Source organism: Herbaspirillum seropedicae (genome assembly GCF_001040945.1).
Taxonomy (GTDB): domain Bacteria; phylum Pseudomonadota; class Gammaproteobacteria; order Burkholderiales; family Burkholderiaceae_D; genus Herbaspirillum; species Herbaspirillum seropedicae.
Genome location: NZ_CP011930.1, coordinates 2,818,054 through 2,842,629 on the forward strand (window position 1 = coordinate 2,818,054; position 24,576 = coordinate 2,842,629).

At 65.7% G+C, this 24,576-nt stretch carries 16 protein-coding genes; 6 read left to right on the forward strand and 10 right to left on the reverse strand.

Annotated elements, in window-relative coordinates:
* Nucleotides 1-49 precede the first annotated feature (49 nt).
* From ACP92_RS12380 to ACP92_RS12395, 4 genes are all read left to right on the forward strand, one after another.
* Complete coding sequence (locus tag ACP92_RS12380; protein ID WP_013234460.1) at nt 50-1,261, forward strand: efflux RND transporter periplasmic adaptor subunit; 1,212 nt, start codon at nt 50-52, stop codon at nt 1,259-1,261.
* Nucleotides 1,258-4,413, forward strand: a complete 3,156-nt coding sequence (locus tag ACP92_RS12385) for an efflux RND transporter permease subunit (protein ID WP_013234461.1) — start codon at nt 1,258-1,260, stop codon at nt 4,411-4,413. Before ACP92_RS12380 ends, ACP92_RS12385 begins: the two co-directional genes overlap by 4 nt.
* Before the next feature lie 92 nt (nt 4,414-4,505).
* Nucleotides 4,506-5,198 carry a heavy metal response regulator transcription factor gene (locus ACP92_RS12390; RefSeq protein ID WP_013234462.1) on the forward strand — a complete coding sequence of 231 codons (693 nt, stop codon included), beginning with the start codon at nt 4,506-4,508 and terminating at the stop codon, nt 5,196-5,198.
* A complete protein-coding gene (locus tag ACP92_RS12395; protein ID WP_041310760.1) occupies nt 5,191-6,618 on the forward strand; it encodes a heavy metal sensor histidine kinase in 1,428 nt (475 codons plus the stop codon). The genes ACP92_RS12390 and ACP92_RS12395 overlap by 8 nt, the downstream gene beginning before the upstream one ends.
* A 30-nt stretch (nt 6,619-6,648) precedes the next feature.
* Here the strand turns inward: ACP92_RS12395 and ACP92_RS12400 are convergent, their stop codons facing one another.
* Nucleotides 6,649-7,608, reverse strand: coding sequence for a 2-hydroxyacid dehydrogenase (locus ACP92_RS12400; protein ID WP_013234464.1), 960 nt, complete (start codon nt 7,606-7,608; stop codon nt 6,649-6,651).
* A complete protein-coding gene (locus tag ACP92_RS12405; RefSeq protein ID WP_013234465.1) occupies nt 7,605-8,021 on the reverse strand; it encodes a VOC family protein in 417 nt (138 codons plus the stop codon). Before ACP92_RS12405 ends, ACP92_RS12400 begins: the two co-directional genes overlap by 4 nt.
* Nucleotides 8,022-8,276: 255 nt before the next feature.
* Between ACP92_RS12405 and ACP92_RS12410 the strand changes: the two genes are divergently transcribed.
* Nucleotides 8,277-9,101 (forward strand): universal stress protein, encoded by an 825-nt coding sequence (locus tag ACP92_RS12410; RefSeq protein WP_013234466.1) that lies wholly within the window; start codon nt 8,277-8,279, stop codon nt 9,099-9,101.
* Nucleotides 9,102-9,125: 24 nt separating this feature from the next.
* Here ACP92_RS12410 and ACP92_RS12415 read toward each other — a convergent pair whose 3' ends face one another.
* From ACP92_RS12415 to ACP92_RS12425, 3 genes are all read right to left on the reverse strand, one after another.
* The gene (locus ACP92_RS12415; protein WP_013234467.1) at nt 9,126-10,376 is read right to left on the reverse strand and encodes a PepSY-associated TM helix domain-containing protein; all 1,251 of its coding nucleotides are present in this window, start codon (nt 10,374-10,376) and stop codon (nt 9,126-9,128) included.
* 276 nt (nt 10,377-10,652) lie between these two features.
* Nucleotides 10,653-14,456, reverse strand: coding sequence for a hybrid sensor histidine kinase/response regulator (locus tag ACP92_RS12420; protein ID WP_048348562.1), 3,804 nt, complete (start codon nt 14,454-14,456; stop codon nt 10,653-10,655).
* Between the two features lie 336 nt (nt 14,457-14,792).
* The gene (locus ACP92_RS12425) at nt 14,793-15,167 is read right to left on the reverse strand and encodes a hypothetical protein (RefSeq protein ID WP_041310764.1); all 375 of its coding nucleotides are present in this window, start codon (nt 15,165-15,167) and stop codon (nt 14,793-14,795) included.
* A gap of 779 nt (nt 15,168-15,946) precedes the next feature.
* On the opposite strand from ACP92_RS12425, the gene ACP92_RS12430 reads away from it, so the two are divergent.
* The gene (locus ACP92_RS12430; protein ID WP_013234470.1) at nt 15,947-18,145 is read left to right on the forward strand and encodes an ATP-binding protein; all 2,199 of its coding nucleotides are present in this window, start codon (nt 15,947-15,949) and stop codon (nt 18,143-18,145) included.
* A gap of 23 nt (nt 18,146-18,168) precedes the next feature.
* Here the strand turns inward: ACP92_RS12430 and ACP92_RS12435 are convergent, their stop codons facing one another.
* The 5 genes from ACP92_RS12435 to pgi form a co-directional block, all read right to left on the reverse strand.
* Nucleotides 18,169-19,308 carry a hybrid sensor histidine kinase/response regulator gene (locus ACP92_RS12435; protein ID WP_048348563.1) on the reverse strand — a complete coding sequence of 380 codons (1,140 nt, stop codon included), beginning with the start codon at nt 19,306-19,308 and terminating at the stop codon, nt 18,169-18,171.
* Entirely contained in the window at nt 19,305-19,769 is a 465-nt protein-coding gene (locus tag ACP92_RS12440) for a response regulator (protein WP_013234472.1), read from the reverse strand. Before ACP92_RS12440 ends, ACP92_RS12435 begins: the two co-directional genes overlap by 4 nt.
* Before the next feature lie 38 nt (nt 19,770-19,807).
* Nucleotides 19,808-21,415: a sensor histidine kinase gene (locus ACP92_RS12445; RefSeq protein WP_013234473.1), complete on the reverse strand. Its 1,608-nt coding sequence runs from the start codon at nt 21,413-21,415 to the stop codon at nt 19,808-19,810.
* Nucleotides 21,416-21,729: 314 nt separating this feature from the next.
* Nucleotides 21,730-22,272 (reverse strand): hypothetical protein, encoded by a 543-nt coding sequence (locus tag ACP92_RS12450; protein ID WP_013234474.1) that lies wholly within the window; start codon nt 22,270-22,272, stop codon nt 21,730-21,732.
* A 52-nt stretch (nt 22,273-22,324) separates the two neighbouring features.
* Complete coding sequence (gene pgi / locus ACP92_RS12455) at nt 22,325-24,037, reverse strand: glucose-6-phosphate isomerase (RefSeq protein WP_013234475.1); 1,713 nt, start codon at nt 24,035-24,037, stop codon at nt 22,325-22,327.
* Nucleotides 24,038-24,576 lie beyond the last annotated feature (539 nt).

Here is a 24,576-nt window from a genome sequence, read left to right on the forward strand (position 1 = left end):
ATTGTCGAATCCCCCTTTCCTCGCGAACATTTCAGGACGAGTTTCAGGCATGAGCACCTCACCCACCCCTCCCCGGCGTTCCCGACTGGCCATCGCACTGGCCGCAGCGCTGCTGATGGCCGGCATCGGCGGCTGGACCCACCTGCAGCGCGCCAGCGCCGCCGACCAGCCGCAGGCCAAGGCGCCGCCGCCCGTCTCCGTGACCCTGGCCAGCGTGCAGGAACGCGACTTGCCGCAATACCTCGCCGGCGTCGGGACGGTGACCGCCAACGCCAGCGTCGTGGTCAAGACACGCATCGATGGCCAGCTGGAAAAGGTCGGCTTCCAGGAAGGCGAAGACGTCAAGAAAGGCCAGTTGCTGGCCCAGATCGACGCCCGCGCACTGCAGGCGCAACTGGCCCAGGCCGAGGCGCAGCGCGCCAAGGACAGCGCCACGCTGATGAACGCCCGGCTGGACCTGCAACGCTACACCACCCTGCGCAGCCAGGACGCCGCCACCCAGCAGCAGCTCGATACGCAAAAGGCCCTGGTGGCGCAGCTGGAAGCGGCCGTCAAGACCGACGAGGCCCAGGTGGCCTATGCCAAGGTGCAATTGAGCTATACCACCATCAATGCGCCGATCTCGGGCCGCGTCGGCGCGCGCCTGGTCGATCCGGGCAACATCGTGCATGCCACGGACGCCAACGGTCTGGTGGTAATCAACCAGATCGATCCGATCACCCTGGTCTTCACCCTGCCCGAAGAAGCCGTGGCCGGCATCAACCGCGCCCAGCGCGCTCACCAGCAGCCGCTCCAGGTCTCCGCCTATGCGCGCGACTCGCAGGAAGTGCTGGCCACCGGCAAGCTGGTCCTGCTGGACAACCAGATCAACACCACCAACGGCACGGTGCAGTTGAAGGCGCGCTTCGACAACCCTGACCACAAGCTCTGGCCAGGCCAGTATGTCAACGCCCGCCTGCAGATGCGCAGCCACGGCAACGCCCTCACCGTGCCGGCGGCCGCCATCCAGCGCAACCAGCAAGGCACCTACGTCTACGCCATCGACCAGGAAGACCAGGCCCGCATGCAGCCGGTCAAGGTCGAACGCATCCAGGACGGCATCGCCGTGCTGGCCGCCGGCAACGCCGTGCAAGCAGGCCAGCGGGTGGTCATCGACGGCCAGTACAAGCTCAAGCCCGGCAGCCGCATCGTCGAGAGCAAGCCGCAGCCGGCCAAGGCCGAGGCGAATGCCGAGGCCAAGGCGAAAGGAAATGCCAAGTGAGCGTCTCTGCCGCCTTCATCAAGCGCCCCATCGGCACCACGCTGCTGGCCATTGCCATCCTGCTGGTAGGCGTGGCGGTATGGCCGCTGCTGCCGGTGGCGCCGCTGCCGCAGGTGGACTTCCCCACCATCCAGGTCACTGCGCAGTTGCCCGGAGGCAGTCCCGAGACCATGGCGTCCAACGTGGCCCAGCCGCTGGAGCGCCAGTTCTCGCTCATCGCCGGGCTCTCGCAGATGACCTCGCAGAGCACCCTGGGCAGCACCCAGATCACGCTGCAGTTCGACCTGAACCGCAACATCGACGCGGCCGCACTGGATGTGCAGGCGGCCATCAATGCCTCCACCGGGCAATTGCCGGCCAACCTGCCCAATCCGCCGACCTTCCGCAAGATCAATCCGGCCGATTCGCCCATCATGATCATGTCGGTGCAGTCCGAAGCGCTGCCGCTGACGGTGGTCAACGACTATGCCGACAACATCCTGGCCCAGCAGATCTCGCAGATCTCCGGCGTGGGCCTGGTCAACGTCAATGGCCAGCAGAAGCCGGCCGTGCGCATCCAGGTCGATCCGGCCAAGCTGGCCACGCTGGGACTGAGCCTGGAAGACATCCGCGGCGTCATCGCGACCACCACCGTGAACCAGCCCAAGGGCACCGTCGACGGTGCGCGCCAGGCCTTCACCGTCTATACCAATGACCAGTTGCTCAAGGCCGAGCAATGGAATGACATGGTCCTGGCCTGGCGCAATGGCGCGCCGATCCGGGTCAAGGACATCGGGATCGCCGTGGACGGGCCGGAAAACAACAAGATCGCCGCCTGGGCCTTCGCCGGCGCGGCCAACACGGCCGACCACAGCATCACCAATGGCCGCTCCATCGTGCTGGCCATCACCAAGCAGCCCGGCGCCAACGTGATCGAGACGGTCGGCCGCATCAAGGCCGCCATGCCGCGCCTGCGTGCAGCCATCCCCGCGGCCATCCACGTCAATACGCTCATCGACCGCACCCAGACCATCCGCGCCTCGGTGGAAGACGTGGAGTTCACCCTGGTGCTGACCATCGCACTGGTGGTGATGGTGATCTTCGTGTTCCTGCGCAACGTGGCCGCCACGCTGATCCCCTCGGTGACCGTGCCGCTGGCCATCATGGGCACGGCCGGGGTGATGTACGTGGTGGGCTATAGCCTGGACAATCTTTCGCTGATGGCGCTGACCATTGCCGTGGGCTTCGTGGTCGATGACGCCATCGTCATGCTGGAAAACATCTACCGCTACGTCGAAGAAGGCATGACGCCCTTGGAGGCCGCATTGAAGGGCGCCGGCGAGATCGGATTTACCATCATCTCGATCTCGGTCTCGCTGGTGGCGGTGTTCATCCCGCTGCTGTTGATGGGGGGCATCGTGGGCCGGCTGTTCCGCGAGTTTGCCGTCACGGTGACGCTGACCATTGCCGTATCGGTCATCATCTCGCTGACGCTCACGCCCATGCTGTGCTCGCGCTTCCTGAAGAACGAGCATGGCCAGCGCCACGGCAAGCTGTATCAATGGTTCGAACGCTGCTTCGACGCCATGCTGGCCGGCTACAAGCGCGGCCTGGATGTGGTGATGAAGCACCAGTTCATCACCCTGATGAGTTTCATCGCGACCTTGGCGCTGACGGCGGTGCTGTTCATCTTCATCCCCAAGGGCTTCTTCCCGCAACAGGACAATGGCGTCATCGTCGGCTTTGCCGAATCCGCGCAGGACACGTCCTCGGCGGCCATGCACGAGCGCCTGCTGAAGGTGGCCGAGGTGGTGCGCCAGGACCCGGACGTGATCGGCTTTGCCATGAGCGCAGGCTCGACCACCTTCAATACCGGCCAGTTCTTCATCGCCCTGAAACCCAAGGACCAGGGACGCACCACCAATGCCGACGAGATCATCGCCCGGCTACGTCCCAAGGTGGCGAGGATCGAGGGGGTGAACCTGTTCATGCAGGCCAGCCAGGACATCAACGTCGGCGGCCGCCTCTCGCGCACCCAGTACCAGTACACCATCACCGATACCGACCTGGATGAACTCAACGTCTGGGCGCCGCGCATGCTGGAACGCTTCCGCCAGCTGCCGCAATTGACCGACGTGGCCTCCGACCAGCAGAACCAGGCCGCCGCGGCGGTGATCACCATCGACCGCGCACGCGCCTCCAGCTTCGGCATTTCGCCGTCGCTGATCGACGCCACCATCTATGACGCCATCGGCCAGCGCCAGGTGGCCCAGTACTTCACCCAGATCAATAGCTACCGCGTGATCCTGGAAGTGACACCGGCCTTGCAGAAAGACCCGGCGCTGTTCGACAAGCTCTACCTGACCTCGCCCCTGACCGGCCAGCAGGTGCCGCTATCGACCTTCGTGAAGATCGACACCAGCAAGACCTCCTACCTGTCCATCAGCCACCAGAGCCAGTTCCCGGCGGTGACGATTTCCTTCAACCTGGCCAAGGGCGTCTCGCTGGGCGAAGCCGTCGATGTGATCCAGAAGACCAAGGACCAGATGGGCGTGCCGCAGACCCTGGTGGGCAACTTCCAGGGCACGGCCAAGGCCTTTGGCGATTCGCTCTCGTCCCAGCCCTACCTGATCGCAGCGGCCCTGATCGCGGTCTACATCGTGCTGGGCCTGCTCTACGAGAGCTACATCCATCCCCTGACCATCCTCTCCACCCTGCCCTCGGCGGGCGTGGGGGCGCTGCTGATCCTGATGGCGGGCGGCTATGATCTCTCGGTCATTGCCCTCATCGGCATCATCCTGCTCATCGGCATCGTCAAGAAGAACGGCATCATGATGATCGACTTCGCCCTCACCGCCGAGCGCAGCCAGGGCATGAAGCCGGAACAAGCCATCTACCAGGCCTGCCTGCTGCGCTTCCGCCCCATCATGATGACCACCATGTGCGCCCTGCTGTCGGGCCTGCCGCTGATGCTGGGCCACGGCGCCGGTTCCGAGCTGCGCCGCCCGCTGGGCTATGCCATGGTGGGCGGCCTGATCCTGTCGCAGGCGCTGACCCTGTTCACCACGCCGGTGGTCTATCTCTATCTGGACCGCGCCCACTACTGGTACATGCGCAAGAAAGAAGCACGCCAGGCGCGCAAGGCGGCGCGGCTGGCCAATCCGCAGGGGTGAACATGCCCATGCAACACAACGCAGCGGGAAGGTAGAATCCCGCATGGGCCACCGCCAGGCAAACCAGCCCTGGCAGGGCCGCTGGAGACCGCATGAAGATTCTGATAGTCGAAGACGAGCAAAAGATGTCCGAGTACCTCTGCAAGGGCCTCACCGAGCAGGGCTGCGCGGTGGACCTGGCCGCCAATGGGGTGGATGGCCAGCACCTGGCCATCGAGCATGATTACGACGTGATCGTGCTGGACGTCATGCTGCCGGGCCTGGACGGCTTCTCGGTGCTGCGCGCGCTGCGCAAGGTCAAGGAGACGCCGGTGATCATGCTGACCGCGCGCGACAGCGTGGAAGACCGCATCAAGGGTCTGCATGACGGCGCCGATGACTACCTGATCAAGCCCTTCTCCTTCCTCGAACTGCTGGCTCGGCTGCAGGCCCTGACCCGCCGCGGCCGCGCCCAGGAACCGGCGCAGCTGCGCATCGGCGACCTGCAGATCGACCTGCTCTCGCGCAAGGCCTTCCGGGGCGGGCTGCGCATCGACCTCACCGCCAAGGAATTTGCCTTGCTGGCCGTGATGGCGCGCCGCCAGGGCGAGATCCTCTCCAAGACCGCCATTGCCGAACTGGTCTGGGACATGAATTTCGACAGCAATACCAATGTGGTCGAGGTCGCCATCAAGCGCCTGCGCGCCAAGATCGATGCGCCCTTCGAACAGAAGCTGCTGCATACCGTGCGCGGCATGGGCTATGTGCTGGAGCCGCGCGCCACGGCCGACAGCAGCGATGACTGAGCCTGGCGAGAACGCAGTGCGCCTGCGCTGGCTGCCGCTGCGGCAATCGATCACGGCGCGGCTGGTGTGGATGTCGGCGGCCTCGGCGCTGCTGATCTTTGCGCTCACCGGGATGGTGCTCTACACCGTGCTCAAGGGTGAGCTGCTGCGCCACGAACGCGACGGCCTGGTCACCACCCTCAACGACATCAGCTACCAGATCGGCCGCGCCGGCAATACCGAACGCTGGGGCCGGGTGCAGGCCAAGCTGGCCACGCTGTCGCAAGCCGACCAGCATGTCTCGTTCTGGATTTCCAGCAGCGACGCCCGCTTTACCTACGGCGACCTGAGCCGCCTGGCGCCGCAGGCCATCCGCGCCGACGAGGGCAACTCGGTAGGCCGCCTGCATTTGCCGGGTCGTCGTTATCCGCTGCACATCATGACGCGCACCCTGCCCGCCTTCGAAGAGCGGCCCGCCGTCGACGTCACCGTCGGGGTGGATGGTGAACCCTATTTCGAGATGCGCCGCACCTTCCTCCTGGCGACCTCGGTGTTTTCCCTGCTGGGCATCGTGCTGGCGGTGATCTCCAGCTACTGGATCGCCCGCGCCGGACTGGCGCCCTTGCGCCAGATGTCGGACCGGGCGCAGAGTTTCTCGCCGCGCAAGCTCTCCGCGCGCATGCCGGTAGAGGCCATGCCGCAAGAACTGTCGGTGCTGGCGCTGGCCTTCAATGGCGCGCTCGATCGCATCGAAGACGCCTACACCCAGCTGGAAGCCTTCAACGCCGACGTCGCCCACGAACTGCGCACGCCGCTGGCCAACCTGATCGGCGAAACCCAGGTGGCGCTGGCGCGCGAGCGCAGCGCCGGGGAATTCAAGGACGTGCTGCAATCGAACCTGGAAGAACTGGACCGCATCCGTTCCATCGTCAACGACATGCTCTTCCTGGCCCGCTCCGATCAGGGCGAAGCGGCCACGGCGCGGGTGCCGGCGCGGGTGGCCGACGAGGTGCAGAAGACCGTGGATTTCTTCGAGTTCGTGCTCGACGACAGCGGCATGCGCATCGAGGTCGCGGGCGATACCGAGGCCACCGCGATGATGGAGACGGCGCTCTTCAAGCGCGCCCTGACCAACCTGATCCAGAACGCCATCCAGCATTCGCCCGAAGGCGCGCTGCTGCGCATCGACATCGCCTGCCAGGAAGAGACCGTGCGGGTGGCCGTGAGCAACCCCGGCAAGCCCATCGACGAACATCACCTGCCGCGCCTGTTCGACCGCTTCTACCGGGTCGACAGCGCCCGCCAGGACATCAACGGCAGCCATGGCCACGGGCTGGGCCTGGCCATCGTCAAGGCGGTGGCGCGCATGCATGGCGGACGCGCCTTTGCCTCCAGCAAAGAGGGCGTCAACAGCATCGGCTTCACCATCGCCCGCCAATAGCCCGCCAAGGGCCGGCCAGGCAGGCTCGGCTCAGTAGCCGCGGCGCAGATCGACGTTGGCGGCAATCTCCCCACTGTGGCGATAGCGCCGGATATTGGCGGCCACGATGGCCGAGGCCGTCTGCCGGTCGGTGGGCGCGGAGCAATGCGGCAGCACCGTCACGGCCGGATGGCTCCACGGCCAGGCTGCGGGCGGCAGAGGCTCCACGGCAAACACGTCCAGCACCGCGTGCCGGAGCTGGCCGGCGTCCAGCGCCGCCTTCAGCGCGGCATCGTCGATGATGGGCCCGCGGGCGAAATTGATCAGTTGGGCCTGCGGCGGCAACATGGCCAGATGGGCGGCATCGATCAGGCCACGGGTCTCGGCCGTGAGCGGCAGCAGGCAGACCAGGATATCGGTCTGCGCCAGCATCTGCGCCAAGCCCGCCGGTCCATGAAAGGTCTGCACGCCTTCCGCCTCGCGCGCGCTGCGGCTCCAGCCGTTGACGGCAAAGCGCGCCTGGCGCAGCGCCGCCGCCGCGGCCTCGCCCAGCGCGCCCAGGCCCAGCAGGCTGACGCGGCGCTGCTCGGGCAGCACGTAGGGCTGCGCCTCCCAGTGATGTTCACGCTGGCGGCGCGCATAGAGGGGCATGTCGCGATGCAGGTAGAGCGTCCAGGCCAGCACTGCTTCGGCCATGGTGGCGGCCAGGCGCGGATCGACCAGGCGCGTGAGCTGCAAGTCGCTCTGGCCAAGATCGGCGACCAGGCGCTCGACCCCGGCCCATACGCTATGCACCCACAGCAAGTTCGGCATGCGCTTGAGCTGGGCCGGATCGGGATTGGCGACGATGGCCACGCGGCACTGCGCGAGCTGATCGGCGTCCAGTTGCTCGCAGGGCAGGATGCGTTCTTCCGGCATGGCGGCCTGGAGCGCGCTGATCCACTGCTGGACTTCGCTGGCGCCGGCCTGGCTGACGAAGGCGATGGGGGAGATCGGGGTGAGCGCGCTCATCGGGCGTAGACCTGCTGGAGATCGGCAAAGCCCTTGACCTCGATGGGATTGCCCGAGGGATCGCAAAAGAACATGGTGGCCTGCTCGCCCGGTTCGCCGGCGAAGCGGATCTGCGGCGCCAGCACGAACTGCACCTGTGCGCTGGCGCTGAGGCGGTCGGCCAGGGCCTGCCATTGCGGCATCGGCAAGATCACGCCCAGGTGCGGCATGGGCACCATGTGATGGCCGACCTTGCCGGTGTTGCTCACCGCAAAGGGTTCGCCCAGATGCAGCGAGAGCTGATGACCGAAGAAGTCGATATCGACCCAGGTATCGGTGCTGCGTCCCTCCTGGCAACCCAGCAGGTCGCAATAGAAGCGGCGGGCAGCGTCGAGGTCGCGCACGTGATAGGCGAGATGGAAGATGGAAGACATGGTGTGCTCGTGGCGTCGGTGCGTGGATGCCTCGTTGCAGCGAGGCCGGGGATCAAAGTCCACAAGCATACCCCAGCCAGCCTGATCGCATCATTGCTGCGCTGGAACAGGCGGCGCGGCGGACAAGCCGGCTGTGCTTGACATGTGTCAATTGCGCCCGGTTTTGCGCTGGACGAGGGCCGCACGCAGGCCTAGTCTGAAGCCATGGCATCCCATCGCGGACGCCTTTCCATCCCAACACCCCGAGGAGCTACCATGAGCTACAAGTCGATCCTGGTCCATGTCGACCAGTCACGTCACGCTGCCCAGCGCATCCGCATCGCCGCCGAACTGGCGCGCGCCCAGCAGGCGCACCTGATCGGCAGCTCCGTCAGCGGCATCTCCAGCTTCATCACCATGGAAGGCGCGGCCTATATCGCCGCGCAGATGGATGGCTTCCGCGACCGCGCCCTGGCGGCGCTGGAAAACTTCGACAAGATCGCCAACAGCGTGGGCGTGCCCTCCTGCGAAAAGCGCTTCGTCGATGACGATGCCGAAGGCGGCCTGGCCCTGCAGGCGCGCTATGCCGACCTGGTGGTGGTCAGCCAGGCCGACCTGGACGATGCCGACGACAGCTTCCTCACCGACCTGCCCGAATACGTGATGCTCAATTCGCCCCGTCCGGTGCTGATCATCCCCAGCGCCGGCGAGTTCAAGCACGTTGGCAAGAACGCCTTGGTCGCCTGGGATGGCAGCATGGAATCGACCCGCGCCGTCACCGCCGCCCTGCCGCTGCTGCGCCAGGCGGACAACGTGACGGTGGTGATCTTCAACTCCGACAAGCGCCTGGGCACCCATGGCGAACAGCCCGGCGCCGATATCGCCCTGTACCTGGCGCGCCATGGCGTGACGGTGGAAGTGGCGCAGGAACAGACCCCGCTGGACATCGGCAACGCCCTGCTCTCGCTGGCCGCCGACAAGGGCTCGGACCTGCTGGTCATGGGCGGCTATGGCCACACCCGCTTCCGTGAAGTGCTGCTGGGCGGCGTGACCCTGACCATCCTCAAGACCATGACCCTGCCTGTGCTCATGGCCCACTGACCACTGGAGCAGGGCCGCCGCGCCCTACTGCAGTTCCGCTACCGGCCCCTCGCGGGCCGGTGTCTTTTGGGCCGCCGTGCGCTCGCGCTGCTGCAGCCGCGCCTTGCGCTTGCGCACCCAGATGATCACGCCCGTCACCGACAGCATGGCCACCAGCGCCCCCATGAAGGAGATCAGGATGCGTCCCGGCAAGCCCAGGATGCGTCCCGAATGCAAGGGGAACTGCGCCTGCAGGAAGATATCCCCGGCACTGCCCCGCCCCGGGATCTTGCCGCCCTCGTAAGCGCCGCTGTTGGCGTCGAAGTAAAGCCAGGCATTGCCCAGGCCGATATCGCCATGGTCGTTGCCGGGCTGGAAGTAACCCACGCCATAGACGCCGAACATGCCCGAATAGAACACCCCACCCACCGGCTCGGTCAGTCCCATCTTGCGTGCCTGGGCCTGGCCCAGCGCCACCGCCTGCTCGCGGGTGATACGCGGCTCGGCCACTTTCTCGGGGGCGGTCGGGGTACGGGTGTCGAAGGGGCTGGGCGTGAGCGTGGAGAGGGTCTGCAGCAGCGGCCGCATCACCTGGCGTTCCAGGTTCATCGACACCGAGGTGACCGCCAGGATCAGCAGCAAGCCCCACACCCACACGCCGCCGGAGCGATGCAGGTCGAAGTTGAGCTTGTGGCCGCCGTCGCGCCAGCGGAACGCCAAGGACTTGCGCCAGCTGCGCCAGTTGGGAAAGGACAGGTAAAGCGCAATCAGGCAATCCAGCGCCCACACGATGCCGATGATGCCCATCAAGAGGATGCCGGTCTCCAGCCCGCCCAGGTCCGGCAGGTGCATGGTGTAGTGCAGCTTGTAGAGGAAGGGCAAGAGGTTCTCCCGCGACAGCGAGATCGCGCCCCACATGCGGCGGCCCTGGATCTCGGCGGTGAAGGGGTCCACGGCGATCTGGTTGTAGTCCAGTGTATAGAGCTTGCCGGTGGCCGGGTCCACGCGCGGCTCGACCATCATGCCGATGGTGTGACCGGGTTCGGCCTGGGTCAGCACATAGGTCACCCGCAAGCGGGGCTCGGCCTGTTCCACCCGGCGCGCCAGCTCCAGCCCGGGCATGGGCGCACCAGCGCCCGGCTGGGTGGCGCTGCGGGCGTCGAAGAGCTGGGGATTGAGCCAGGCGTCGAGCTCGTGGTCCCAGGAAATGACGGCCCCGGTCAGGCCCGCGATGAAGAGAAACACCGCAGCGGCCAGGCCGAACCAGCGATGGAGAAGAACGAGCGTAGCGCGCATGAGATGGACCTGGCCGATGTGCCGAATTGCTGAAGGGCTGAGTGGAAGGTGGCGGGCGGCGCGCGAGGCCGTCAACCGGCCCCCGGCCTGCTTTCGCCCATCACGATCATGTTGACGCCCAATAATAGGAACAATAATAATTCCCATTTATTTTATGGAATATGTCGTAAAAAAGAAACCTCCCGCTTCAGCTTTCCCCTCCCCCGTTTCCGCCCGCCCCATGAAAAAAGCCGCCAGTCCGGCAAGACTGGCGGCCTCTGTTGCAAGCAAAAAGCTTCAGCCTGCTGCGATCTTGTCGAGAATTTCCTGCAACTGGTCGATATCGTAGGGCTTGGGCAGCGCATGGGCGGCGAACCCGACATTGCGCGCCACCATCGTCCCGTAGCCCGAAGCGAAGATCACCGCCAGATCGGGGAAACGGCCCAGCGCCGCCTTGGCCAGCTCCACCCCGGACATGCCGGGCAGGTTCACATCGGTGAAGAGCACGTCGAAGCCCTGCTCCTCCAGCGCCTGCAGGGCTTCTTCGCCACTGATGACGCCGCGCGCCTGATGGCCCAGGGTTTCCAGCAGTTCGCAGACCAGTTGCTGTGAATCGATGTTGTCTTCCACCACCAGCAGGCGCAGTCCGCCGGCGTCCTCCTGGGGTTCAGGACGAGGATAGTCGGGCAGCGGCTGCGCGGCGCTGGCGCCGCCCGCGCCATGGGCTTCACGCACCAGCGGATCGGCCTGCGCGACAGGCTCCCGCTCGGTGCGCGGCAGCACATGGATGGTGGCCGAGGCGGCGGCCTGGTCGCGCTCGCGGGTCACTTGCGCCAGTTCCACCCGATGCGCGCGTTGGGACAGCATCTGGCGGATGCGCTGGGCCAGCTGGTTGATCCGATAAGGCTTGGAGAGCAGCTCCACGCCGGCGTCCAGCCGACCTTCGTGGACGATGGTGTCGCGCGGGTAGCCGGAGGTGAAGAGGATCTCGATATCCGGCACCAGCAGGCGCTGTGCCGCATGCGCCAGTTCAGTGACGGGCACGCTGCCGGGCATGACCACGTCGGTAAACACCAGGTCGATCGCCACCCCGCTCTGCAGGATCTCCAGGGCGCGCTCGCCATTGTCGGCCTTGAGCACGCGATAGCCGAGCGAAGACAGGGTATCGATCACGGTCAGTTGCAGATTGGGATCATCCTCTACCACCAGGATGGTCTCGTCGCCGCCATGCACGGTGAGGTCGCGCACTTCATCGATACGGACTTCTTCATCCAGGCAGCGCGGGAAATAGATCCGGATCGTGGTGCCCTTGCCCTGCTCGCTGTGGATGCTGATATGGCCCTTGCTCTGCTTGACGAAGCCATAGGCCATGGACAGGCCCAGGCCGGTCCCCTCGCCTTCCAGCTTGGTGGTGAAGAAGGGTTCGAAGGCGCGATCGCGCACCTCCGGCGACATGCCCGCGCCATTGTCGGAAATCTGCAGTTCCACGTATTCGCCCGGGGCCAGGTCGGCCTGCGAGAGAAAGACCGGATCTTCCAGGCGCACATTGTCGATCTGCACGGTCAGCCGTCCGCCGCTGGGCATGGCGTCGCGGGCGTTGATGGCGGTATTGATGATGAGGTTCTCGACCTGGTTGGGGTCGAGCATGGTATTCCACAAGTCATGCGCAACGCGGGTGGAGATATCGATGTTCTCGCCCACGGCGCGGCGCAGCAGGTCATCCATGTTCTGCACCACGCGTTCGAGGTTGATGCTGCGCGGCTGCAAGGGCTGCCGGCGCGCAAAGGCCAGCAATTGCGAAGACAGCTTGGCGCCGCGGTCGACCGCACCGATGGCGATGCGCACGCGCTGGCGGCTGCGCTCGTCCAGACGGGGATCGGACTGCAGCAATTGCAGGTTGCCGCCGATGATCTGCAGCACATTGTTGAAGTCATGCGCCACGCCGCCGGTGAGCTGGCCGACCGCTTCCATCTTCTGCATCTGGCGCAGCGCCGCTTCGGCGCGGCTGCGTTCCAGGATTTCCTCGACCACGCGCTGCTCCAGCGTGTCATTGAGTTCGCGCAGCGCCTCCTCGGCGCGGCGGCGTTCGGTGATGTCGGTCGAGACCGCGATCATGGCCTGCGGCCGGCCCTCGCCGTCAACGATGCGGCTGATGTCGCTGGAGACCCAGAAGGTCGAGCCGTCCGGACGCAGGTAGCGCTTTTCCAGGGTGAAGGAGCGGCCATCCTCGATGCAGCGGTTGAACAGCGACATGTTCATCGGCACATCGTCCGGATGCGTCACGTCGGCCAGGGTCATGCCCAGCATCTCTTCCTCGCTGCGTCCGAGCATGCGGCACAGCGCCTGGTTCACGCGCAGGTAGCGGCCCTGCAGGTCCAGCTCGGAAAAGCACACCGAGGCCTGGTTGAAGATCGCGCGCAGCCGGTTTTCGCTCCACGACAAGGCCTGCAGGCCGCGTCGGCGCTCGGTCAGGTCGACGAAGGTGCAGAGCGCGCCTTGCAGCTGGCCGTCCTGCCAGACCGGGTGGGTCTGGTACTGCACCGGGAAGCTGGTGCCATCCACGCGCAGGAAGTTCTCGCTGTCCACGTGGGCGCTCACGCCTTCGCGGGCGGCGCGCAAGACCGCGCAGCCGGTGCGGGACTGCGTCTCCTCGGACGGCTGCAGGATCACGTCGTGGATGGGGCGTCCCAGCACATCCTTCTCGGCGGCATAGCCCAGCAGCTGAAGGAAGGCGGCATTGCACAGCGTGATGATGCCCGCGCTGTCGATGGAGAAGAACCCCTGGTCAGTCGAATCGAGCAACTGGCGCACGAAGGCGTTGTTGGCGCGCACGCTGGCTTCGGAAGCGGCCAGGGCCTGCTCCATGAGCTTGCGCGCAGTGACGTCGAAGGCCACACCGACATAGCGCGAGCCGGTGCGCGGATCGTCCTGCACGACCTCACCCTTGCGGGCCAGCCAGCGCTGCTGTCCATCGGGACGGGTGATGTGGTATTCGGTGTATTCGAGCGGGTTGCGCGATCCGCCTTCCTTGATGCGCGCGGTACCCAGGTTGGGATGGAATTGCTCGTCTATCATTCCCACCAGTTGCGCCGCCGTGACCTCGCCTTCGGGCGGCAGCCCCCACAGGCGGCGGAAGCGATCCGACACCGACAGCCTGCCGGAGTCAGGGAACCACTCGAAGATGCCGATCTCGCCGGCGCGGTCGACGATGCGCAGCCGCTCTTCAGCAAGCATGCGCTCGGTGACGTCATTGCCTTCGATGAAGATGCCATCGACCTTGCCCTCGGCGTTCTTGATGGGCTGGAAGACGAAATCGAGCACTGCGCCGTCAAAGTGGCTGTCCACCCCGCGTCGCAGGAACAGGCGGGCGCCGCGCTCGGTATAGGCCTGGCCGGTCTGGTAGACCCGGTCCAGCAGCATGAACAGGTTCTCGTCCAGCAGCTCGGGCAAGGCCATGCGCGCAGGCTGGCCAATCACCGGGCGGTCGCCGAACAGTTTGAAATAGGCGCTGTTGACGCGTTCGAAGACATGCTCGGGGCCGCGCACCACCGCCTTGAAGCTGGGCGATTGCTCCATCAGGTCGCTCAGCAGATCGGTATGGAGCAAGGCCGTCTGCACGCCCGAGGCGCGCAGGAAAGTACAGAGCACGCCGCTGGCCTGGGCCTGCGCCGGTTCATCGAGCTCCCACAGCGGCACGCAGGACAAGTCCCAACGCGCCGTGGCGGCCTGCGGCGGCGCCAGCAAGGCCAGGCATTCGGCCTGCTGCGGTGCGCCGGCAAGGCTGGCCAGTACCGCCGACTGCAGACGCCCGGCGGACTCGGCGTCGGTCCCTGGCCAGCCGGCGATGGTGGTGAGCGGCGCGCCCAAGGCGGCCGGATGGGCGCTGCCCAGACAGGCGGCGAAGGCGTCGTTGTAGAGCATGGACCGCGCGCCACCCCAGACCAGCAGGCTGGGCGTGGGCGAGAGCAGGATCTGGTTGAGCGTGGCGCGCAGCATGGGCGACCACTGCGCTGGCGCACCCAGCGGACTGGCGGTCCAATCGGATGCGGTGAGGATCTGCGCGGCCGGACCTGCACCGCGCAACCAAGAAAAATCTGCCATGTCGTAAAACTTACCTTTTAGCCTAGCCTTGAACATGGCGCGCAATCACCCTGGCTGGCTGCGCAACTACCAGCGCCGCGGTTCTGCCTGCACCTGTCCCATCGTTGTTCTGCGCGATTGGCCGGTGACCGGCGCTGCCGCCCGGCACCGGCGCATCCCCTGGGTTGCGCCTGCAATTGACCTGTGTGGCCGCTGTCGCCTGTGCGGCCCTGCGGCCCTGCCGCTGCGAACCAGCCGGACAGCGCGCAATGGCGCCCGATTATACGGTAAGCGCCTTGCGCACAAGCGTGCCGCGTGCCTCGTTCTCATCGTACGGGCCTGCGCCGGCCCGCATGTTCAGAGCGTACGTTTCTTCTGCGCACGTTCCTCGCGCAGCAGACGGTTCAGCTCAGCCAGTTCCTGCACCGCTTCCTGGGTCAGGATCACCGGTTCGTTGGGACGGTAGGCCCGCCCGCCCAGACGGCCGTTCATGCCGATATAGGCGCGCGCGCAACGGCGTCGGTAGGCCAGCACGTCTTCTTCATCATGCAAGGGCTGACCGGCCGTGTCCTGGGGCTGTGTCGCCTGCATCTCATCGGCCGCTGGTGCCGCTGGTGGGGGCGCCTGCTCGGCGGCCGCCTGGCTGGCGATGTGGTCGCGATAGGCGGCCCAGTCACCCTGCGGAATGGCAATGTGCAGGCCCGAAGAATGGGTGGAATCAGATTTGTCCATGCGGCTACCCTGCTCAAAAAACCGGCGCGCAATGGGTGCGCCGGACTGCTGGCAACGTCAGCTTGACGGTTGGTCTTCCGTTCGCGGTGCTGGCCGGCCGGGACCGGCAATTCCACTGCTGCGCCAGCGGCCTAGCCTGGCCGGCACTGCGATCGATTCTTTCCCTGTGCATCATCGACGGCATACTGATTGGCTCCCTGTCCATTCGATTTGCTGCGCCATTCGACCAATTCATTGTAGCCATGTCCAGGCAAACTGGAAGAGCGCGCCTGCCGAAGCAAGCCGCCCCTGGACGACTACACGGAATGCACGAATTGACCGATGCACAGCGTGTCCTCTCACCGCACGGCGCCACTGCGCCGCCTCCTCCCGGTACCTGCCGGGCGGATGGTCTCTGCGAGTGTCACGATCTTAGGGCCACACCATGGATGAGTCCTATCGGACGCCATCGGATTGATTTGTAGGACAACAGGGAAGTTCCCTGTCCTGGGCAGTCCCGAGCCGCGCCGGCGAGACGGGGCGGACCGCCGGGAAGACTCGGGACTCTCATTAAATTGTTAACTATCAAGCACAAAAGGAAGACGCCGCCTATAATGAGACTTTCCCCACAACAAGGACAAGCACAAGCAAGCACCTGGCCAGCGCCCCGGCTGAGTGTGTTGACCCATCGGACTTGTCCTTCCTCCCCTTCACTGGTCACCCTCCAACGCTCGCCGGCGCTTCTTGCGCGGCGACAATTCGACGCCCCGTAATGGCTGGCATCGGGAAGAAAGTAATACATGAGCAACCCGTACCATGAAGGCCGCCACCGCACTGTCGACCTGAGCAACTGTGATAGCGAACCGATCCACATTCCCGGTTCCATCCAGAATCATGGCGCCCTGCTGTGCTTTGCGCCGGATGGCGCGCTGGCCAGCCGCAGCGCCAACGCCAGCACGCTGCTGGGTGCGCTGCCCGAAGTGGGCCAGGCGCTTGGCGAGGCCCATCTGGACGCCAGCGCCCGCGCCGTCATCCAGGCTGCACTGGAAGACCGCTACGGCTATGTGGACGCCCGCATGCTGGTGTTGCCGGCGGGCGTGTTCGACCTGGTCACGCACAAGTCCGAGGGCGTGCTCATCGCTGAATTCGAACGCCGCCCGGCCGACGTCGCCGCGCTGGACAGCTTCGCCCTCGCCGCCCACCAGGCCATCCAGCGCATCCAGCGTCAGCAGTCAGTGGCCGACCTGCTCAGCCTGGCCGTGGACGAGATCGCCCGCATCACCGGCTTTGACCGCGTGATGGCCTATCGTTTTCTGCACGACGACAGTGGCGAAGTGGTGGCCGAACATCGCCGCGAGGATCTCGAATCCTTCCTCGGCCAGCGCTACCCGGCCAGCGACATCCCGGCCCAGGCGCGGCGTCTGTACGTGATCAACCCGATCCGCCTGATCGCCGACGTGGGTGCGCCCACGGTGCCGCTGCAGCCCGACCTGAATCCGCTGACCGGGCGGGCGCTGGACCTGAGCCATGGCATCCTGCGCAGCGTCTCGCCAGTGCATATCGAATACCTGAGCAACATGGGCGTGGGTGCGTCGATGAGCCTGTCCATCGTCATCGGTGAACGACTCTGGGGCCTGATCGCCTGCCACCACATGAGCCCGCACCTGGTCCCGCACGCGGTGCGCATGTCCTGCCAGTTGCTGTCGCAATTCGTCAGTGCGCTGGTGGAGCGCAACCTCAATGGGGAACGGGCGCGTGCGCTCGATGACAGCACCGCGCTGCGGCGCGAGATCGTGGCCCAGGTGACTGACCGCGAGGACCTGGTGCTGGCCCTCTCGAGCGCCCCCGAGAGCTTCCTGCGGCTGATGAATGCGCATGGCGGCGCGATCACGCTGGACCGCAAGACCCAGGTCTTCGGCAAGGCGCCTTCGCGCGAGGGCGTCAACGCGCTGATCAACTGGCTCAATGAACACCACAGCGCAGACCTCTTTTCCACCAGCTCGCTAGGCGCTGACGTGCCCGACCTGAAGGCGGCCATGGGCGATATCTGCGGCGTGTTGGCGGTGCGCTTCTACCGTGAACAGAACGGCTATGCCTTCTGGTTCCGCAATGAACAGGTGGAAGACGTGCGCTGGGGCGGCAATCCGGAAAAGAAATACAGCATCGGCCCGCTCGGTCCGCGCCTCACGCCGCGCGGCTCCTTCGCGGTCTGGAAGGAAACCGTGCGCGGCAAGAGCCTGCCCTGGGAAAAGACCCAGACCGAGGCGGCCAGCCAGTTGCGGCTGGACTTGCAGGAAGTGGCGCTGACCAATGAGAACCTGGTCAAGCGCGCCCGCGAAACCCTGTTGGCCACGTTGGGCCACGACCTGCGCGATCCGCTGCAAGCCATCATGATGGCGGCGCGCATGATCGAGGTGCGCGAGCACTCGCCCTCGAGCTCCAACCTCAGCAAGCGCATCTCGTCCTCTTCCAGCCGCATGCATCGCCTGATCTCCCAGGTGCTGGACATCAGCCGCCTGCAAAGCGGCATGGGACTGGACATCCAGCGGCGCCCCGTGGACGTGCGCAAGATGGTCAGCGAAATCGTCAGTGAAGCCCGCATGGCCTATCCGGACAACGAGATCATCCTCGAAGCCGAAGACTGCGGCGAGATCGCGCTCGACGGTGACCGCATCAGCCAGGTGGTCTCCAACCTGATCTCCAACACGCGCCACCACGGTGAAATCGGCAAGCCCTCCACGCTCATCGTGTTCCGCCGCGAGGACGTGCTCACCATCGCCGTTTCCAACCACGGCCCGGCCATTCCCGAGCCGGTGCGCAGCAATCTCTTCAAGCCCTACAAGAAGGAATCGCTGGGCAACCAGCGCAATACGCGCGGACTGGGACTGGGGCTGTACATCGTCAGCGAGATCGTCCACGGCCATGGCGGCAAGATCGCGGTCAGCTGCGACAACAACATCATCACCTTTACCGTCACCCTGCCCATCCTGGCTGACTGAGCCAGGCCAAGGCAGGCCCGCCTTCAGGCCGGCGGCGTTTCGCTGGCGCTGGCGCCGGACCCGGCGGCGGCCAATGGCAGGGTCACGGTAAAGGCCGCTCCCATGCCGGGACCAGCGCTGGCGGCGCGGATCTGTCCGCCGTGCAGCTCCACCAGGTGGCGCGCAATGGCCAGGCCCAGCCCCAGCCCACTGGCGGTGCTGCCGGTGCTGCCAGTGCTGACATCTTCCTGGGTGAAGCGATCGAACACGCTGCCCAGGAATTCACCCTTGATGCCGCGTCCGTTGTCGCTGACCTCCAGCGCCACCGTGTCATCGTGCTGGCGCAGCGACAGGCTCACGCGCCCCTGGCGGGGCGTGAACTTGATGGCGTTCATCAGCAGGTTCCACACTACCTGCTGCAGGCGCGCCGGGTCTCCCAGGATCACCCCGCCCTGTCCCAGCGCAGGATGCAACTCGATCTGCCGCGCCTCGGCCGCCGGACGCACCGCGGCAATGGCCTCCTCAGCCACGCTGGCCAGGTCCATCGGCCGCGTTTCCAGGCGCAGCTTGCCGGCCAGCATGCGGCTCATGTCCAGCAGGTCTTCCACCATCTGCGCCTGCAGGCGGGCATTGCGTTCGATGACCTGCAGCCCCTTGACCAGCCGGTCGGCGTCGGAGTGATCATTGAGCAGGTACTGGGTCCAGCCGACAATGGCGTTGAGCGGCGTGCGTAGTTCGTGGGAGAGCGTGGCGAGGAATTCATCCTTGAGCCGCGTCACGCTGTCGGCTTGCCTGCGTGCAGCGCGCTGCGTTTCCAGCACCCGCGCCACCGCCTCGGGCAAATGGTCCAGGTAGTCGCTGGTCTTGGGCAAGACATCGGCCACCCCGGCGCGCAGGGCTTCGATGATGCGCAATTCGTCCGACACCCCCGAGACCATGATGGCCGGCGTCTGCAATCCCGCCGCACGCAGGCTGCGGAAGAAATCCAGGCCGGTATCGGGACTCTGGAGGTTGTAATCGACGATGAGCACATCCGGCTGCTCCGCATCCACGGCCAGGCGCGCCGCCTGGGCATCGGCGACTGCCGTGACGCGGTAGCTGCGCCGGGTCAGTACGCGTGAGGCCAGCGCCAGCAGGCCATCGTCATCTTCGAGGATCAGGATATGGGCAGCCCTTTCGCTCATGGCTGCTCAGGCCCCTTCTGGGCCGCCGCCAGCCCTGGCAGCTTGACCACCTGAAGGAAGAAGCCGAGCCTGCGGATAGCCTCGATGAAGTCCTCGTATTCCACCGGCTTGGTGATGTAGACATTGCAGCCGTATTCATAGCAACGCCCGATCTCGCGCGGGTCATCGGTGGTGGTGAGCATGATCACCGGAATGGCCGAGAGCACCGGATCAGCCTTCAGACGGCGCAGCACCTCTACGCCGTTCACGCGGGGCATGTTCACGTCCAGCAGCACCACCAGCTGTTGCAGCTCGGTGCGAGAGCGCTGCGGATCGAACAGGTAATCCAGCGCCTCCTGGCCATCGCGCAGGCGCACGAAACCGTTGACCAGGCCGGCGCGGCGCAGGTTCTTCTCCACCAGGACGGCATGGCCGTCGTCGTCTTCCACCAGGATGATATTGACGCTCTGTTCTGTGGCCATGCGATTCTCCTCGTTGGCTATGGATCTTGGGATGCGGGTCAGACCGGCGCCGGCGGACGGGCCGGCAAGGCGACGTAGAAGCTGCTGCCCTGGCCCTCGGTGGACTCCACCCAGATGCGGCCGCCATGCCGCTCCACCACGCGCTTGACCAGCGCCAGACCGATCCCCTCGCCCGGCGCGGCATTGCCGTGCAGGCGCTGGAAGGCGATGAACATCTTGTGCATGTAGGCCGGCGGGATGCCCAGGCCATTGTCGCGCACCACATAGACATTGGTCTCGGGGCCGGTGGCCGCGCCGCCTTCTTCGCGCAGATGGTCGATGGTGATGCGGCCCGGACGCGCCGGGTCCAGGTAGTTCACGGCATTGCCCACCAGGTTGCCCAGCACCTGCTCGATGGCGGTCGGATCGCCAAAGGCTGGCGGCAGTTCGGGGGCCACCTCCACCACCGCGCCTTTGTCGCGGATGCTGCCGCTCATGGCCGCGACGATGCGCTGGGCGATCACGTTCATGTCCAGCATCACCGGCTGGTATTCCACCCGACCCGCGCGCGAGAGCCGCAGCATGGAGTCGATGATGCCTGCCGAGCGGGTGACGGCGTTCTGGATGAAGCGCAGCGCCGGCTGGATATCGTCGGCCACGACGCTGCGCAGCTTGGCCTTGTCGGCGTCCGGCACCGGCAGCGCCTGTACCGCGTTGAGCAAGTCCGTGGTGGCGTGGCCGATCTCCTTGCTGAAACCTTGCAGGTTCACCAGCGGCGAGCGCAGGTCGTGCGAGACGCTGTAGATGAACATCTCGTTATCCTGGGTCTGCTGCAACAGGTCGGCATTGAGTTCGGTGAGCTCGCGGGCGCGCCGCTCCAACTGGCTGCGATACTGCTCCGATTGCTGTGAGGCTTCCTGCAGGCGTTCGCTGCTGCGATGCAAGGCGTCGTCGAGCAGCGAGATCTCGTCATGCCCCTTCACCCGCGCCGCCAGTGGCAGGCCATCGGCCAGGCGACGGGCATTGACGATGAGCACCGAGATGCGACCGCCGATGCTGCGCGTAAAGGCCACCGAGGCCAGCGCCGCCGCCAGGATGGAACCGATCACGGCCGCAATGAGCCAGGCCGTCTGCGTCTGCCGGGCCGATTGCAGCGCCTGGTTGCGCAGGCTGCCCAGATGGCGCTCCTCGTTGAGGAAGCCGTCCAGGCGATTGAGGAAGTCCGAGAGCCGGTGTGGCCCCTGCTCGTCACGCAATTGCCGCACCAGTTCATCGCGCTGGCCGCGCTGCATGCGCTCGCGGGCGCTGTCGGCCCAGACGCGGAATTGACCGACCAGCTCCCGCAAGGCCTGCACGCTGTGACTCTGTTCGGGGTTGTCGGACACCAGCCGGGCCAGATCGCCCAGCTTGATTTCCAGGTCGGTCCATAGCTCCGGCCGGCTGATGGGGCTGGGGTCATCGATGATGATGGCGTTGCGAATGCGCGCCGACTCCAGCAACAGCGGTTCGCGCACGTCGGCCGCCTTGTTGATCACTTCGGCAGAATGCGCCGCCCAGCGCTCGGCGTCGGCGGCATCGGCCTGCGACTTGAAGAGCGCGGCCAGCAACACGATTTCAAACAGGCCAGGAATGGCCACGATCAGCAAGCCCTTGGTCAGCAATCTCATCTGCGTATGCCCGCTTCATGATGCTCGTTACGACACCCAGCCCTGCTCACGCAGCGCCCCCGTTGGAATTGTTCTCTGTGCTGCCTGGTGCGGACCACGCCACTAGCCTGCCGTGGGGCTGTTGCCTTCTTGCCCACGATGAGGCTTGCCCGCGTAATGATCCTGTAAGTGATTATTACGTACGATTATAAACTCACAAACAGTCCACGCAGTCATCCGCCGACATGTTCCGATAAGCAATTGTCAGGGCGTAAACGCAACAAGGCCCGGCAGCACAGGCTCCGGGCCAGTTCATCAGCTCTCCTGCGGTTGGCTCAGCTCACGGGCGGCTGTATCCAGGTCGGCGCGGCCAGGGGATCGAAATCATCCCAATCGCCGGCGCGGATCTCGCCCTGGGCGCGCTCGATGTCTTCCGGATGCAGGCTGCGCAGGCAATCCAGCGCCTTTTGCTCGGCCTGCTGGTCGCCCACCTGCACGGCCACCAGCATCCCGGCCGCGCGGCGCGGCGCGCTTTGCTCATCGGTTGCCCCCAGGCTGCCCACCAGACCGCCGACGTGGCCGCCGACCAGTCCACCCAGGGCCGGACCCAGCGGCCCGGCCACTGGCGCAGCGGCCAGACCGGCTGCGGCTCCGGCGGTCGCGCCAGCGGCGACGCCGGCAGCCGCACCCCGATCGGTATCCTCGGCGCCGGGCGACTTGTCGCGGTCACCACCCAGGGCGAAACGGTCATGCTGGCCGGCTGGATTGACGAAGAAGCTGCTGATGCGCTCACGCGGATAGCCCGCCGCCACCAGCGCCTCTACGGCGCGGCTGGCGTCTTCCTGGAGCTCGAAGCGGGCGGCGATGATGGTGCTCATGGACGACTCCTCAGGGTGGGCCGCAGGCCGCAATGGCCGGCATCCAAGGTGATCAAGCGGCCTGCTGCCGGCGCGCGGCCGACTGCGTTGCCGTGCTGCAAGCCCGGTAGCGCCGGATCAGGGCATTGGTGGAACTGTCGTGATGCAGCGGCTGCTGGTGGTCGATCAATTCGCGCGCGGTGCGCTTGGCCAGTTGCTTGCCCAGCTCCACGCCCCACTGATCGAAGGAATCGATGTTCCAGACCACGCCCTGCGTAAAGACGCTGTGTTCGTACAGCGCCACCAGCGTACCAAGGCTGTAGGGCGTGAGCTGTTGCAGCAGCATGCTGTTGCTCGGGCGATTGCCCTCGAAGACGCGATGCGGCACCAGCGCCTCGGGCGTACCCTCCTGGCGCACCTGGTCGGCATCCTTGCCGAAGGCCAGCGCCTCGGATTGCGCGAACATGTTGGCCATGAGCAGTTCATGCTGCTGGCCCAGCGCCTGCTGCGGCTGGCACAGACCGATGAAGTCGCACGGCACCAGTTGCGTGCCCTGGTGCAGCATCTGGTAGAACGAGTGCTGGCCGTTGATGCCGTTGTCACCCCAGTAGACCGGCGAGGTCTGGTAGTCCACCGGCTCGCCATTGACGGTGATGTGCTTGCCGTTGCTTTCCATGGTGAGCTGCTGCAGATAGGCCGGCAGGCGCTTGAGATGCTGGCTATAAGGCAGCACTGCCTGGCTGGCCGCGCCGAAGAAGTTGGTGTACCAGACCGTGAGCATGCCGAGGATGACCGGCAGGTTGCTCTCCAGGGGCGCGCTGCGGAAATGCTCATCCATGGCATGGAAGCCTTCCAGCATCGCGCGGAAATGTTCCGGCCCGATGGCGACCATGGTAGAGAGGCCGATGGCGCTGGTCATCGAATAGCGCCCACCGACCCAATCCCAGAAACCGAACATGTTGTCCGCATCGATGCCGAAGCGCTGCGCCTCCTCGATATTGGTGGTCACGCCCACGAAGTGGCGCGCCACTGCTTCTTCGGCGCCCAGTTGCTGCACCAGCCAGGCGCGCGCGGCGGTGGCGTTGGTGATGGTTTCCAGGGTGGTGAAGGTCTTGGAGCAGACGATGAAGAGGGTCTGCTCGGCGGGCAGGCCGCGGACCGTATCAAGCATGGCGGCGCCATCCACGTCGGAGACGAAATGCAGCGTCAGGTCGTCGTGGCTGTAGGGCCGCAGTGCCTCATAGGCCATCATCGGCCCCAGATCGGAGCCGCCGATGCCAATGTTGACCACATGACGGATGGGCAGGCCGGTATGCCCCAGCCACTGGCCGCTGCGCACCTGGCGGGCAAAGCCCTCCATGCGGCGCAGCACCTGCTGGACCTCGGCCACCACGTCCTGGCCATCGACCACCAGACGTTCGCTGGCCGGCTTGCGCAAGGCAGTGTGCAGGACCGAGCGATTCTCGGTCAGGTTGATGCGATCACCCCGGAACATGGCCTCGATGCGATCAGGCAGGCCGCACTGGCGGGCCAACTGCATCAGCAAGGCCATGGTCTCGGAGGTGACCAGGTTCTTGGAATAGTCGAGATAGATGCCCACGGCCTCAGCGGTGAGCGACTCGCCGCGCTTGTCATCGGCGGCGAACAGGCGCGCGAGCTGGAAATGACGGGCGCGGTCACGGTAGTGTTCCTGCAGGGACCGCCATGCGCTCTTGCCGGTCAGCGACTCGCGCTGGGCATAGACAAACAGAGGCAATTGCAGATCGGCGGCGGGCAACGTGGTCATGAAGGCAGCTCCTTGTGCTGGTGGCCGGGGACGCAGGCAAGATCAGGAAACAGATACAGCGGCGACCTGTGCCGGGCCACTCCTGATGAATTCCTGATGCACTGCATCAGCGCTTCCTGCGCAGCGCAAGACAGGGGGAAAGTCTGCTTGCACAGGCGGCCATCCGTGGTCGAAAGGCATGCGCGGCGCGGCCAGCGATCTTGCCGGGCGGCACGCAGGACTGCAGGGATGTTAGCGGCGCAAGCGCGCAGGCCGGGATAGGACGGCGGCCCATTTCCCTGTAGGAAAAACGGCAATTGCTGCACCGCAATGTCGGCCTTTCCCGACAGGTATCCTGCGCCCTGCGGCGCATCTGCGTCGTAGGGGGGGCGGGTTGGTGCGAAGCGCTATGCGGTGTGATTGCAGCACCCGCACCCGGCTCTTCTTTGCTGCGCCGCATTCGTGTTTTGCTGGACGGATCAACAGGGCCGATGTCAGCAAATTGACGCCCACCGGCCTCCATGACGGGCTAATCATCGCACCCTCCAGCACTTCAATCG